This is a genomic window from Pantoea deleyi, assembly GCF_022647325.1.
Taxonomy (GTDB): Bacteria; Pseudomonadota; Gammaproteobacteria; order Enterobacterales; family Enterobacteriaceae; genus Pantoea; species Pantoea deleyi.
In genome coordinates this window covers 1493344-1507210 of the sequence record NZ_CP071405.1, presented here as the reverse complement: position 1 = coordinate 1507210, position 13867 = coordinate 1493344, and the positions used below count along the sequence as shown (strand labels likewise).

Annotated in this window: 10 protein-coding genes; 4 read left to right on the top strand and 6 right to left on the bottom strand. The window is 59.1% G+C overall.

Annotation, left to right across the window (positions count from 1 at the left end; genetic code table 11):
* Positions 1-278 precede the first annotated feature (278 nt).
* Both katG and J1C59_RS07020 read right to left on the bottom strand, forming a co-directional pair.
* Positions 279-2498 (bottom strand): catalase/peroxidase HPI, encoded by a 2220-nt coding sequence (gene katG / locus J1C59_RS07025; protein ID WP_128084527.1) that lies wholly within the window; start codon positions 2496-2498, stop codon positions 279-281.
* A 401-nt stretch (positions 2499-2899) separates the two neighbouring features.
* Complete coding sequence (locus J1C59_RS07020) at positions 2900-3922, bottom strand: LLM class flavin-dependent oxidoreductase (protein WP_128084528.1); 1023 nt, start codon at positions 3920-3922, stop codon at positions 2900-2902.
* A gap of 286 nt (positions 3923-4208) precedes the next feature.
* On the opposite strand from J1C59_RS07020, the gene J1C59_RS07015 reads away from it, so the two are divergent.
* The 3 genes from J1C59_RS07015 (at position 4209) to J1C59_RS07005 (ending at position 7197) form a co-directional block, all read left to right on the top strand.
* Complete coding sequence (locus J1C59_RS07015) at positions 4209-4982, top strand: phosphate/phosphite/phosphonate ABC transporter substrate-binding protein (RefSeq protein WP_128084529.1); 774 nt, start codon at positions 4209-4211, stop codon at positions 4980-4982.
* 104 nt (positions 4983-5086) lie between these two features.
* Positions 5087-6001, top strand: coding sequence for a ketopantoate reductase family protein (locus tag J1C59_RS07010; RefSeq protein ID WP_128084530.1), 915 nt, complete (start codon positions 5087-5089; stop codon positions 5999-6001).
* Positions 6002-6135: 134 nt separating this feature from the next.
* Entirely contained in the window at positions 6136-7197 is a 1062-nt protein-coding gene (locus J1C59_RS07005; protein ID WP_128084531.1) for a LacI family DNA-binding transcriptional regulator, read from the top strand.
* 94 nt (positions 7198-7291) lie between these two features.
* On the opposite strand, the gene tmaR is transcribed toward J1C59_RS07005, so the two are convergent.
* The 3 genes from tmaR to dacD all read right to left on the bottom strand — a co-directional run bounded on the left by tmaR (position 7292) and on the right by dacD (position 10265).
* A complete protein-coding gene (gene tmaR, locus J1C59_RS07000; RefSeq protein ID WP_004571340.1) occupies positions 7292-7618 on the bottom strand; it encodes a PTS system regulator TmaR in 327 nt (108 codons plus the stop codon).
* Positions 7619-7778: 160 nt separating this feature from the next.
* Positions 7779-8837, bottom strand: a complete 1059-nt coding sequence (locus J1C59_RS06995) for an FUSC family protein (RefSeq protein ID WP_128084532.1) — start codon at positions 8835-8837, stop codon at positions 7779-7781.
* Between the two features lie 264 nt (positions 8838-9101).
* Entirely contained in the window at positions 9102-10265 is a 1164-nt protein-coding gene (gene dacD, locus J1C59_RS06990) for a serine-type D-Ala-D-Ala carboxypeptidase DacD (protein WP_208721836.1), read from the bottom strand.
* A gap of 623 nt (positions 10266-10888) precedes the next feature.
* On the opposite strand from dacD, the gene sbcB reads away from it, so the two are divergent.
* Complete coding sequence (gene sbcB, locus J1C59_RS06985; protein WP_128084534.1) at positions 10889-12316, top strand: exodeoxyribonuclease I; 1428 nt, start codon at positions 10889-10891, stop codon at positions 12314-12316.
* A 66-nt stretch (positions 12317-12382) separates the two neighbouring features.
* Here the strand turns inward: sbcB and J1C59_RS06980 are convergent, their stop codons facing one another.
* Entirely contained in the window at positions 12383-13741 is a 1359-nt protein-coding gene (locus J1C59_RS06980; protein ID WP_140916869.1) for a GntP family transporter, read from the bottom strand.
* Positions 13742-13867 lie beyond the last annotated feature (126 nt).

Here is a 13867-nt window from a genome sequence, read left to right as displayed (position 1 = left end):
AAACCTGAGCGGGTTTTTTATTGGCTCGCGTTTCCCCCTTTCAGAGACTCACTTCAGAATGGCCTGTGGCCAGTCCTTTACGCCATTAACGAACGCTTCTGGCTAGTGTCGGGCCGGAGGGTGATGTCAGACGGATAAAAGGAGTGCCACGCATTCACATGCTGATGACAGAGTGCGGGCTGACGGAAAGAAGAGAATAAAAAACTGCACCCTACTCAGCTGGCATGCCAGCGTTTGGGGTGCAGTGGTCGGTCACACGGTTTCAGCCTTCAGAGCGATCAGAGTTCAAACCGATCCAGATTCATCACTTTGGTCCAGGCGGCCACAAAGTCTCTGACGAATTTTTCGCGGGCGTCGCTGCTGGCGTACACTTCCGCCGAGGCACGTAACACCGCGTTGGAACCGAATACCAGGTCGGCGCGGGTGGCGGTAAAGCGGGTTTCGCCACTGACGCGATCGCGGCCAATGAACGCCTCATTGCTGTTATCGGCGGCTTTCCATTCGGTGCGCATATCCAGCAGATTCACAAAGAAGTCAGTGTTCAGTGAACCGACATGCTGTGTGAAGATACCGTGCTGGCTGCCATCAAAGTTAGCGCCCAGCGCACGCATCCCGCCCACCAGCACCGTTAACTCCGGTACGGTCAGCGTCAGCTGCTGCGCCTTATCGATCAGCAGGCTTTCGGTAGTGGTTTTGCCATAACCGGTGCCGTAGTTACGGAAACCATCTGCACGCGGTTTCAGCAGGTTGAACGACTCAACGTCGGTCTGATCCTGACGCGCATCCACCCGGCCAGGGGTAAAGGGCACATCAATCTGGACGCCCGCTGCTTTCGCCGCCTGCTCCACACCGACCACACCCGCCAGCACAATCACATCCGCCAGTGAAGCCTTGTGAGCTTCGCGCTGAATGGCTTCCAGCGTTGGCAGAACGCGCGCGGCAACGGCATTAACGTCCCATTCGCGCTGCGGCAGCAGGGCCAGACGCGCGCCGTTGGCACCGCCACGTTTGTCACCGCCACGGAAGGTCGAGGCCGAAGCCCAGGCCACCGACACCAGTTCGCTGACGCTCAGGCCGGAGGCAGCAATCTTCTCTTTCAGCTGCGCGATGTCCGCAACGGTCGGATGGAACACCGGTGCAGGCAGCGGATCCTGCCAGATCAGATCTTCCTGCGGCACTTCAGGTCCGATGTAGCGCGCTTTCGGCCCCATATCGCGGTGCGTCAGTTTGAACCACGCGCGGGCAAAGGCTTCGTTAAATGCCTGCGGATCGTTGAGGAAACGACGCGAAATTTTTTCGAATTCCGGATCAAAGCGCAGCGTCAGATCGGTAACCAGCATGGTCGGCTTGTGTTTCTTCGCGCTGTCGAACGCATCCGGAATGATTTCCGGGGCATCCGCCGCGACAAACTGAATCGCACCGGCCGGGCTGCGGGTCTGAACCCACTCATATTTGAACAGGTTTTCGAAGAAGTAGTTGCTCCACTGGGTCGGCGTCTGCGACCAGATCACTTCCAGACCGGAGGTGATCGCATCGGCACCGACACCGCTGCCGTGGCTGCTCACCCAGCCCAGACCCTGGGCTTCGATTGGCGCGGTTTCCGGGTCGACACCCACGTGGCTGGCTGGGGCGGCACCGTGGGTTTTACCCAGCGTATGTCCACCTGCGATCAGCGCCACGATCTCTTCGTCGTTCATACCCATGTTGCCAAAGGTCGCACGAATCGCCGGGGCAGCAGAGGCAGGATCCCCACTGTGTTCCGGGCCTTCCGGGTTCACGTAGATCAGACCCATTTCAGTCGCGCCGAGCGGCGACTGCGCCAGGGATTCAGGATGACGATGTTCCAGCCAGGCGGCTTCTTCACCCCAGTTCACATCCAGATCCGGTTCCCAGACATCTTCACGACCGGCACCGAAGCCGAAGGTGCGGAAGCCAGAGTTTTCCAGCGCGACGTTGCCCGCGAGGATATAGAGGTCCGCCCAGGAGATCTTCTGACCATATTTCTGCTTGATGGGCCACAGCAGGCGACGCGCTTTATCCAGACTGACGTTGTCCGGCCAGGAGTTCAACGGAGCGAAGCGCTGCTGACCACGACCTGAACCACCGCGTCCGTCAACGGAGCGATAGGTTCCGGCGCTGTGCCAGGCCATGCGAATAAACAGGCCGATATAGCTGCCCCAGTCGGCCGGCCACCAGGCCTGAGACTCGGTGAGCAGCCCTTTGATGTCGGCTTTCAGCGCAGCGTAATCCAGTTTTGCAAATTCTTTACGGTAATCGAAGGCGTCATCAAGCGGATTGGAACGGGATGAGTGCTGGTTCAGCAGGTCAACACGGAGTTGGTTCGGCCACCAGTCGCGGTTAGTGGTGCCGCCACCCGGCGCCTGATTCGGCTGAGCAGATTTACCTGCATGAAAAGGACATTTGCTCTCGGGCGCTTCGCGATCGGCTTCGGCGATAGGCTTGGCATCTTTTGCATCTTCATCAATGGAATTGCTCATGGTCACACCTCTTTTTTGTATTTTCATCGCTACTCTATAGAGGATTTTCAGGATCGCACACCTGTCTCATCCTATCTGTTTGATAGCTTTTACCTTTTTATACGCCTTCTTCAAAAGCTGAAAACAATGAACCGACGCCGATCGCAGCGCTCACGAGGACAGCGAAGCGGCAGCCGCCCCCTGAGACTATTCTGACCGTCGCGGTTTCACAACCCGCTGATGATTGCCAGGATCACAATTCGCTGACTCTGTCACAGTCACGCAGACGGGTGTCAGCGGAGCGCCAGAGGCCGACCGGGATGCAGCTGAACAGGAGAAAAAGAGAGAGGGCGATGCGGAAAATTCGTGAAAAAAGAGGCAAATAAAGCGCGCCCGACGGTCGCGGGCACGCTGTCAGAGCCTTAACGCCAGCCGAGTTCCGGGGCGACGTACTTCAGAATCGCCTCGATCACATGGGCGTTGTAGGCCACGCCGAGCTGGTTTGGCACGGTGAGCAGCAGCGTATCGGCTTCGGCAATCGCCTCATCCTGCGCCAGTTGCTTGATCAGCACCTCAGGTTCAGCGGCGTAGCTGCGCCCGAAGATGGCGCGGGTTTTCTCATCGAGGAAGCCCACGGAATCCCGATCGTTGCCACTGCGGCCAAAGTAGGCGCGGTCCATATCATTCACCAGCGCAAAGATGCTGCGGCTGACGGAAACCCGGGGCGTATGCTGATGCCCCGCCGCTTTCCAGGCTTCACGGTAGGCGCGGATCTGCTTCGCCTGCTGAATGTGGAACGGCTCACCGGTTTCGTCATCTTTCAGGGTCGAACTTTGCAGGTTCATCCCCATTTTTGCCGCCCATTCTGCGGTGGCATTGGAGCCGGAGCCCCACCAGATGCGGTCGCGCAGTCCTTCAGAGAGCGGCTCAGGGCGCAGCAGTCCCGGTGGATTCGGGAACATCGGCTGTGGATTCGGTTTAGCAAAACCTTCACCGCGCAGGACCTCCAGAAACGCTTCGGTGTGACGGCGGCCCATGTCCGCATCGCTCTCACCCGCTTTCGGCTCGAAGCCAAAATAGCGCCAGCCATCGATCACCTGCTCGGGGGAACCGCGGCTCAGCCCCAGCTGCAGACGACCGTTGGAGATGAGATCTGCCGCGCTGGCATCCTCGACCATATAGAGCGGGTTCTCGTAGCGCATGTCGATCACGCCGGTGCCGATTTCAATTTTTTTGGTGCGTGCCGCCACAGCGGCCAGCAGCGGAAACGGCGAGCTGAGCTGACGGGCAAAATGGTGAACGCGGAAGTAGGCACCATCTGCGCCCAGCTCTTCGGCGGCTACCGCTAAGTCGATCGACTGCAACAGCACATCCTGCGCGGTGCGCGTGGCGGACTGCGACGACGGCGTCCAGTGACCAAAAGATAAGAAGCCAATATTTTTCATCTGTGTTTCTCCTGACGGGCCTGACATGCCCGTGAACAGAGGCGATTTCTGATGTGCAAAGGTTACGCCCTCTGCGCCGCTACTGATAGTCAATATCTTTCAGCGCCATATTCAGGATTTTCGACATAGCGACGCTGCGGTGTCAGCTTCGCCTGTTTCGTCGCTGAATCTGCGCTACCCTCTGATCCATGTCCCGCGTCAGGAACTCTGCGGCGGGCTTTATGCTGTTGATGGCCACGATCTGAGGTGGCGATAGATGGCCGATACCCGCCACGGGAGAACAGCGATGCATCACCTGCTCGCGTTACCGATGTACGCGATTCATCCCCCCGCCACGCACTCTCTGATGCAGGCGATAGTCAGCCTGCTGGCGCAGCACGGAACAGAGGCGCAACCCGTCTGGCCCGAAGATCTGCTGACGCACTGGCGGGATGACCGCCTGCTGCTGAGTCAGACCTGCGGGTATCCGCTGATGAACCAGCTTCCTGCGGTCGGCGTGGTCGGCACGTTTCACTATCAGGCACCGGGCTGCAGCGGGCGGGATTATCGCAGCTGGCTGGTCGCGCGGGATCCGCAGGCAACGCTGGCTGACTTTCACGGCCAGCGGGCGGTGGCGAACAGCCTGGATTCACACTCCGGCTACAATGCGTTGCGCTGGATGGCAGCGCGTCAGGGCATAACCTTTTCCCGGCTGCTGCTGAGCGGCGGCCACCGTCTGTCGCTGGCGGCGATACGGGAGGCGCGGGCCGATATAGCGGCGATCGACTGCGTGAGCTGGGCGCTGCTGGCACGCTATGCGCCGGACGAACTGCGCGGTCTGCATATCATCGGTGAAACGCCGGCCGCGCCCGGATTACCGCTGATCACGGCCGCCACGACCTCTGCGGATCGGCTGAGCATATTACGTGCGGTTCTGCATCAGCTGGTCAGCGATCCCGTCTGGCGGCGCGTCTGCGACGCCAGCCTGATAAGCGGATTCAGCCCGGTGCAGCGTCACGACTATCAGATCGTACAGGCATGGGAAGAGCAGGCCGCCGCGCGGGGCATCACCCGGCTCTGACCTGCGTGACGGATCTCTCCCCCGCCGCCGCCCTGTCGCGCTAAACGCTGGCAAGCCCGGTCACACCGTTCTAAGGTAGAGGTTTTCAGCAGAGGGAGAGTGAAATGCGCATTCTGATGGCAGGGGCTGGCGCGACCGGCGGATATTTCGGTGGCCGACTGGCGCAGGCGGGCCAGGACGTTACGTTTCTGGTACGCGAGCGGCGGTATCAGCAGCTTCGTGAGCATGGGCTGGTGTTAAATACGCCGCAGGGCACGGAGACGCTGCAGCCGCAGCTGGCTCAGGCCAGCACCCTGACGGGCCACTATGACCTGATTATCGTGACGGTAAAAAGTTTTGGCCTTGCGCAGGTGATGGATGACATTGCGCCTGCAGTCGGGCCGGAGACGCTGATCATGCCGATTCTCAACGGAATGCGGCATATCGCCACGCTGCAACAGCGTTTTGGCGAGGATAAGGTGATCGGCGGCCTGTGCAAAATCAACGCCACGCTGGGTGACAATGGCGAAGTGATCCAGATGACGCCGCTGCATCAGATCTACTATGGCGCGCTGGATGGCCATAACGATGAGCGGCTGCAGCGGGTTGATGCGGCGCTGCGCGGGGCCCGGGTCGATACCCGCTTCAGCGATAACATTATGGATGAGCTGTGGGAGAAGTGGCTGCTGCTCAGTACGCTCGGCGCAGTCTGCTGCCTGGCGCGCGGGGACACCCGGCAGATCCTCACCTCGCGCGGTGGCGAAGCCCTGTTACAGGCCGTTTTTGCCGAGATCCTGAGCGTCATCACCGCCGAAGGTTATCAGCCGCGTCCGGCAGCGACCGCCCGGATTTATGAACTGCTGAACAACCCGGCGACGCCGATGACCTCCTCCATGTACCGCGATCTGACCCAGGGCTATGATATTGAGGCCGATCAGGTGATTGGCGACCTGTTGCTGCGGGCAAAACGCCACAGCCTCGTCACGCCCCTGCTGAATGCCGTGGATGTGAACCTGCAGGTCTATCTGCAGCAGCGATAATCTCCCGGGCTGCATGACTGCGCGGGCCGGATGCCGCAGTGCATCCGGCCCGCGTGGCGGTGAAAGTGTGGCGTACAGCAGCAGCACAGCGGGAAAATTTGCTACACTCATCGCTCTATTTTATGGAGAGTTCAATGACTTCCCGCTCTGTGACCCTCGATGATGTCGCTCAACTGGCTGGCGTCTCATACCAGACCGTTTCACGTGTTTTAAATCGATCGCAACAGGTCTCTCTCCGCACGCGGGAAAAGGTTGAGGCGGCGATGCAGCAGCTCAATTATGTGCCGAATCGTGTGGCGCAGCAGCTGGCAGGCAAAGCAACGCGCACCCTGGGTCTCGCCACCAGCGACCTGGCCCTGATGGCCCCGGCGCAGATCGCCTCAGCGATTCAGCAGCGTGCCGCCAGCGCCGGGTATCATCTGGTGATTGCGATGGACAGCGGCAACGATGCGGCCGCTACCGTCAATGAACTGCTGGCACAGCGCGTCGATGGGCTGCTGATCAACCTGCCGCTGGAGGCGGAGGCGGCGCAGCAGATTCAGCGCCTGTGTGGCAGCAAGCCGGTGCTGTTTCTGGATGTGGAACCTCACGCCGCCGTGGCGCAGTGTCAGTATCCGAACGACGCTGGTGCGCGTGCCGCCGTTGAGCATCTGGTGGCGCTGGGTCATCGTCAGATCGGCCTGCTGAACGGGCCGCAGCGGTCGGTCTCGGCCCGCCAGCGTGAGAACGCCTGGCGTGAGGCGCTGGCCGGACATCAGTTAACACCGCACTGTTCGCTGCGCGGTGACTGGAGCGCACAGTCCGGCTATCAGGCGCTGATGGCGCAGCTCCCCGCGAACCTGCCGCAGGCGCTGCTGGTGGCCAACGACCAGATGGCGCTGGGTGCGATGCGCGCGCTGCATCAGTATGGCGTGGCGATTCCGGGTGAGATCTCGGTGATTGGCTATGACGATACGGCCGAAAGCGCCTGGTATCAGCCGCCGCTGACCACGGTTCGGCAGGATCTGCACGCGCTGGGCGCACAAAGCGTTGAGCGGATGCTGGCCCGGCTGCAGGGCAGAGAGCCGGAAAACGATGCGCTGAAACCCACGCTGGTGATCCGTGAGACCACGGCGGCGCCGGGTGATAAGCGGGCCGATTTCGCGGCGCTGTCGCAGCAGCTGCAGGAGATTGCCCGCAGGCTGGCAGGCGAGTAAACCGCCGGGTGACAGGCAACAAAAAACCCGCATCACCAGAGTGGATGCGGGTTCGCCTCAGACCGATCGCGCTTTCAGGCGCAACCGGCTGACATCAGGCTTTTGGGTGTTCGCCCACGCCCATCGCTTTGATTTTTTTCGACAGCTCGCGGCGCTCTTTCGACAGGTCGGCGTTCTTGATGATGTACTCATCCACGCGATCTTCATAGTCAACACGCATGCTGGCGATGATTTCCTGAATCGCCTCTACGCTCATGCCCGGCTTGATATATTCGCTCAGGTTGTCCAGCAGCAGTACGCGCTTCTGGTTGTCGCGGATTTTCTTCTCGTTGTCGACAATTTCACGCTGCAGCTTGTTTTTGCGGCGGAACATACGAACGAACTCCAGTACGTCCTGAAATGATTGCTTGGCATTTTCCATGATGGCACCTTTCTTTGAGCCTGCTGACGCAGGGAGAGAGTCAAAACGATCAGCTTAGCGGCTAGCCCGCCAGGTAAGCAATTTTCACAGCTAAATTCAGACTGGCTCTTATCTTAGCGCAAAGAAACCCGGTTTCACATTAAGTCATTGTCTGAGGTGATTATTTGCGCAGCGCCATGCGCATCAGGTCTGTCATCCGCTCCAGCTGTTTCGCCAGTTCCAGCGTCAGCCAGACGTAACCGTAAATGGGCGTCTCCTCCAGTCCGTCGTTACGCGCATCGGCGATCAGCCGCCGCAGCTCAGCGCTGATTTCGGTGAGCTCATGACTGTTCGCCACCACCTCATCCGTAACGCCCTCTGTTGCCATCACCGACAGCGCCCGCAGCGTGTTCTCGGTCATCTGCTGCATACGGCGAAGCGCGGGCGCGTTAAGCATGATCAGATGGCTCTCGCGTGAGGCCCACCAGGCATTAATCTGCATCTCAATGGTGTAAACCATATTACGGTTTATGGTCTGAATGGCTTCAAGCACCGACTTCGGGATACGCGTCTCTTTGCTGGAGGGCTCCAGCAGCGCCCGCATTTTGATGACGCTGCTCAGCAGTTTGCCCAGCGGCTTATTGAGGCGCGGCTTTTCAACCAGGTTAGGCGAAAAACCGGCGTGATAGATTTTCGCCATGGCCGCCAGGGTGTCGGAGAGCTGAATGCGCCAGTGGGTGTAGGCACGCTGCGCCCAGATCGCGGTAAACAAAAGCGCCATCAGCGATCCCAGAATGACATCGCCGCCGCGCCACAGGGCGACGGTGAAATCACCGGTCGGTGCCCCCACCACCACGCTCAGGGTGATGCCGATTAACAGCGCCATATAGGGATGTTTGCCCAGCGTCAGGTAGCCACTGATCACCATGATAAGACCGCACCAGGCCAGCATCACCGGCATGGAGATTAGCTCCAGCTTGAGGGCAATCAGGCCGGAGATGGAGCCCGCCACCGTGCCGCTGATGCGCTGCAGCGCGCGCGGAAAGACATTTCCCCAGGTCGAGATAGGCCCCATCACCACCACCAGCGTAATCAGCGGCCAGGTGCCTTCCGGGATCCCGGTCGCCCGGACAAAGATAAAGCAGAGTATAAAGGCGATGGCAATGCGCACGCCGTGGACGGAGCGATAGTGGCGATAAAACCAGAACTCCAGTTTTGAGATAGGCTTGTCAGAACGCAAAGTGACTTTCCGGTTGCGGGATGATGATGCGGCTATCTTAACCCTGAATCAGGCGCAGACTCAGCATCGCCCTGCGGTTTCAAATCGGTTTTGACGTTCCCTTACAATTATCAACATTCACCTCACATCACTGGCCGCAAGATAAAAACAACGCAACCAGGTTTTTTAACCTTTGTTGGCTGCTGGTAACAGGCACAGCTCATGTGGCAGAACGTAAAACGGGCAGCCTGCAGGCTGCCCGTTGATAAACCGGTAACCGGCTGATCAGAACTTCTGCTTCAGATAGTCTGTGAGACGGGTGATCACGCCTGCCGGTTCGACCGCGCTCAGCGCCACCAGCGGATAGTGCGCAATCTCCTGATCCTTATCCATCACCTGGATTTCACCGATGACCTCATTGGCCTTCAGCGGGGCTTCCAGATCTTTGCGGTCGATGACATATTTCGCCTTCACGTTCTGCACTTCGCTGCGCGGCAGAGAGAGATAAACATCGTCTGCGGTGCCCACATCGACCTGATGCGGATTGCCGTACCAGACGTTTTCACTGCCGATTTTCTTACCGGCGTGGAACAGCTGAACGGTGTCAAAGGTGTTCTGACCCCAGACCAGCAGCTTACGCGCCTGCTCTTCGCGACCTTTCGGGCTTTTGCCGCCCATGACAACGGCGATCAGGCGATGCTTGCCCACCACGTTTGAGGCGATGATGTTAAAGCCCGCGGTCTCGGTATGACCGGTTTTCAGCCCGTCAACATGCAGATTGTTGTCCCACAACAGGCCGTTGCGGTTGTTCTGGGTGATGCCGTTCCAGCTCAGGGTCTTCTCGCTGTACATGGCATAAAAGTCAGGCTCACCATCGATAATGGCGCGTGACAGTTTCGCCATATCAAGCGCGCTGGAGTACTGGCCCGGTGCATCCAGACCATGCACCGTTTCAAAATGGGTGTTCTGCAGGCCAAGTTTTTCGACATAGTGGTTCATCATGCCGACAAAGTTTGCCTCGCTGCCCGCCACGTAGTCAGCCAGCGCAACACAGGCGTCATTACCGGAATCGATGATCACGCCGCGGCTTAAGTCCCGGACGCTGAGCTTGTCGCCGGGCTTCAGGAACATCAGCGAGGAGCCTTTGAATACCGGGTTACCCGCCGCCCAGGCATCTTTCCCGACGGTGACCATATCATCACGGCTGATTTTCTTCTGGTCGATAGCGCGATCCACCACATAGCCGGTCATCAGTTTGGTCAGGCTGGCGGGATTACGGCGTTCATCAGGATTGCCCGCGGTCAGAACCTGGCCGGTCGTGGCGTCCATCAGGACCCAGGACGCCGCATCAATCGCCGGAGGCGTAACAGGAAAGGGAATCGCATCAGCTTGTGCCAGCGAGGTCCAGAAAACAGTAGCGGTAACGGTGAACAGCAGACGCCTTTTCAACACTTCATCCTTAATTGCACGGGAGAAAATTTCTAAATCGAAACGGAAACAGCCGCACGTTTTACGGCAAAAGCGTTGTGAAGGTTTGATTAAATTGAAAAAAAGTATGAACTGGTCTGGCCGATTGCAGGTGATGTCTGGCGGGTTCTTATTTTGGCGCTGAAGCACGTTGCTTGCGCGTCTGCGGCCGTTTTAACGCATTATTCCCCTCTGCCTGTCAGTGGTGTGACCGGATACCTTCCCTCGCACAGGCTTAACCCCGGTACTCAGAAGGAGGTCACTACCCTGCCCCCGGACTGCTTCGTTGCCTCAGGCGTGGCCGCTTCAGAATCAGCAAAAAATCGCCGCTCAGGCAGGCGCAGAAGCCAGACAGCCGGGGCCGGGATGAGCACCGACGTCTGCCAACCTGGCTGGCGTTTCTGTCACGCCGCAATATGGTTTACCATACAGGGATAGCCTCAGACGCCGCCCGGGCCGCTATACTGGCACTGCACAACGGAAGCTTTCGTCAGATAACGACATTCACTCACCCAGCGGCGGGCAACCCGATACAGAGCGAACAGCGCGCCGTTTTATCGCGCGCTGTTCATTAAGTCAGTGAACGCAATGAACGGATATGAAATTTGAATAACGACCGCGTAGAGCCTACTTTCCTCTTCCACGATTATGAGACCTTTGGCACCAGCCCGTCGCGGGATCGGCCCGCTCAGTTTGCTGGCCTGCGCACCGACAGCGAGTTCAATCCGGTGGGCGAACCCGAGGTCTTCTACTGCCGTCCGCCTGATGACTACCTGCCCCAGCCTGAAGCGGTCATGATCACCGGCATTACGCCGCAGGTAGCGATGAGCCGCGGCGTCAGTGAAGCAGAATTTGCTGAGCGTATTCATACCCTGTTCACCACCGGGCAGACCTGTGTGGTGGGCTACAACAATGTCCGTTTCGATGACGAAGTAACGCGTAATATCTTCTATCGCAACTTCTTCGATCCCTATGGCTGGAGCTGGCAAAACGGCAACTCACGCTGGGATCTGCTCGACGTTATGCGTGCCTGCTATGCACTGCGTCCGGAAGGCATCAACTGGCCGGAAAACGAGGAGGGTTTTCCCAGCTTCCGGCTGGAACATCTGACCAAAGCCAACGGTGTGGCGCATGAAAATGCGCACGATGCGATGTCCGATGTCTATGCCACGCTGGCGATGGCGAAGCTGGTTAAAGAGAAGCAGCCGAAGCTGTTTTCGTTTCTGTTTACCCATCGAAACAAAAACAAGCTGATGAACCTGATCGATATTCCGCAGATGAAACCGCTGGTTCACGTCTCCGGCATGTTCGGCGCGGCGCGCGGCAACACCAGCTGGATTGTGCCGCTGGCCTGGCATCCCGATAACCGTAATGCGCTGATCGTGGTCGATCTGGCCGGTGACATGTCGCCGCTGCTGCAGCTGGATGCCGACACGCTGCGTGAGCGGCTTTATACGCCGAAAAATGACCTCGGCGATCTGCCTGCGGTGCCGGTAAAACTGGTGCACATCAACAAGTGCCCGGTGCTGGCCCCTGCCAGTACGCTGCGGCCGGAGGATGCGGCCCGGTTAAATATCGATCGTCAGCACTGCCTGGATAATCTGGCCCTGCTGCGTCAGCAGCCCGAAGTGCGGGAAAAACTGGTTACGCTGTTTGCCGAGGCCGAACCTTTTACGCCGTCAGACGACGTGGACACCCAGCTTTATGATGGTTTCTTCAGTGATGCCGACCGCGCCGGAATGAACATCATCCGGCAGACCGCCCCGGCTAACCTGCCTGCGCTGGATCTGAGTTTTGAGAGTGCACGGGTGGCGAAGCTGCTGTTCCGCTATCGCGCGCGTAACTTCCCCGGCACGCTGGATGATGCCGAGCAGCAGCGCTGGCTGCAGCATCGCCGTGAAGTGCTTAACGGCGATCGGGTACAGGCCTTTATGCAGGAGCTGGAGAGTCTGGCTAACCTGCATGAGGGGGATGCCGGGAAGCTGGGGCTGCTGAAGGCTCTCTATCTTTATGCTCAGGAGCTGGTTTCCTGAGCCCCGGAACGCATCGACCCGGCCACCTGTGCCGGGTCAGACTTCTCTCTGTTAAAACAGCGCGAATTACAGCAGCGTCCACACCCCCCAGGTCAGCGCAAAACCACACAGTCCCATCAATGTCGTCAGTACCGTCCAGCTGCGCAGCCCGTCAGCGACCGACAGCCCGAGATAGCGGGTAACCACCCAGAAACCGGAATCATTGACGTGTGACAGCCCCAGCGCACCGAAACAGGCGGAGAGCGCGACCAGCACCAGCTGCATCTCGCCCAGTCCGGTGACGGCGGTGCTGAGCAGTCCGCAGGTTGTCACAATCGCGACCGTTGCCGAGCCCTGCGAGGCGCGCAGCGCCAGAGAGAGAATAAACGCCGCCGGGATGAGGGGCAGATGAATGGTCTGCAGGGAACCGGCCAGCGCTTTGCCGACGCCCGACTCCACCAGCACCTTACCAAACGCGCCCCCGGCTCCTGACACTAAAATCACGCCCGCCGCGGTGGAGATAGCGTTGTTCGACAGCGTCTCCAGCTTTTCTGTCGTCCAGCCGCGACGCAGTCCCAGCAGCCAGGCGGCGAGCGCCAGCGTGATCAGCAGCGCGACCGCCGGTGACCCGACAAGCGTCAGGATCTGCAATGGCAGGCTGCCTGGGGTCAGATGCGGCGGCAGCAGGGTCCCGAGCATAATCAGCAGGATCGGCAGAACGATTAAGCCCGAAATCAGCAGCGCGCCCGGCGCCTCTTTGTTGCTGTCCGGCGTCGTCTGGCCGGAGGGTTCCGTCAGCTGCAGCTGCTCCAGCACCTGAACGGAGAGGTGATATTTTTTGCGGTTTAACACTTTCGCTACGAAGTAACCGACAATGCCCGTGGGGATCGACAGGGCGATACCGGTCATCATCAGCCAGCCAAGATCCGCATTCAGCAGGCCCGCCGCCGCTGCCGGGCCCGGATGGGTAGGCACCGTCACATGCACCATCAGCATCATCCCCGCCATCGGTAAGCCGAATTTCAGCGGCGAGACGCGCATCACTTTGGTAAAACCGTAAATCAGCGGCACCACGATGATAAATCCGACGTCAAAAAATACCGGCAGCCCCAGGATGAAGGCGACGGTCGTCAGCGCAGCGACCATGCGCTGTGGCCCGCAGAGCCGGGCAAAGCGGTTCGCCAGCCGATCCGCACCGCCCGATGTCTCAATGATCGCACCCAGTATCGCGCCCAGCACGATAATGGCGGCAATACTGCCGAGCAGGCTTCCCATCCCGCCCAGAATCACTTTCATGATGTTTTCGGCCGGAATACCGGTGGTGATGGCCACAAACAGGCTGGCAATCAGCAGAGCAATAAAGGGATGGACTTTGGCTTTGATCACCAGCAACAACAGCAGAATCACGCTGACCAGCGCGATGGATAACAGCAGCGTAGTGGACATCGGAAGACCTCTGATTAATTATAATTTTCAGTAAGTTATGTTTTTTGTTAATTCAGCACTGGTGTCATTAAGCTGCAGCGATTCACCCCGTCCGGCGGACAAACGGGGGGGCATCGCTGCGGGTGA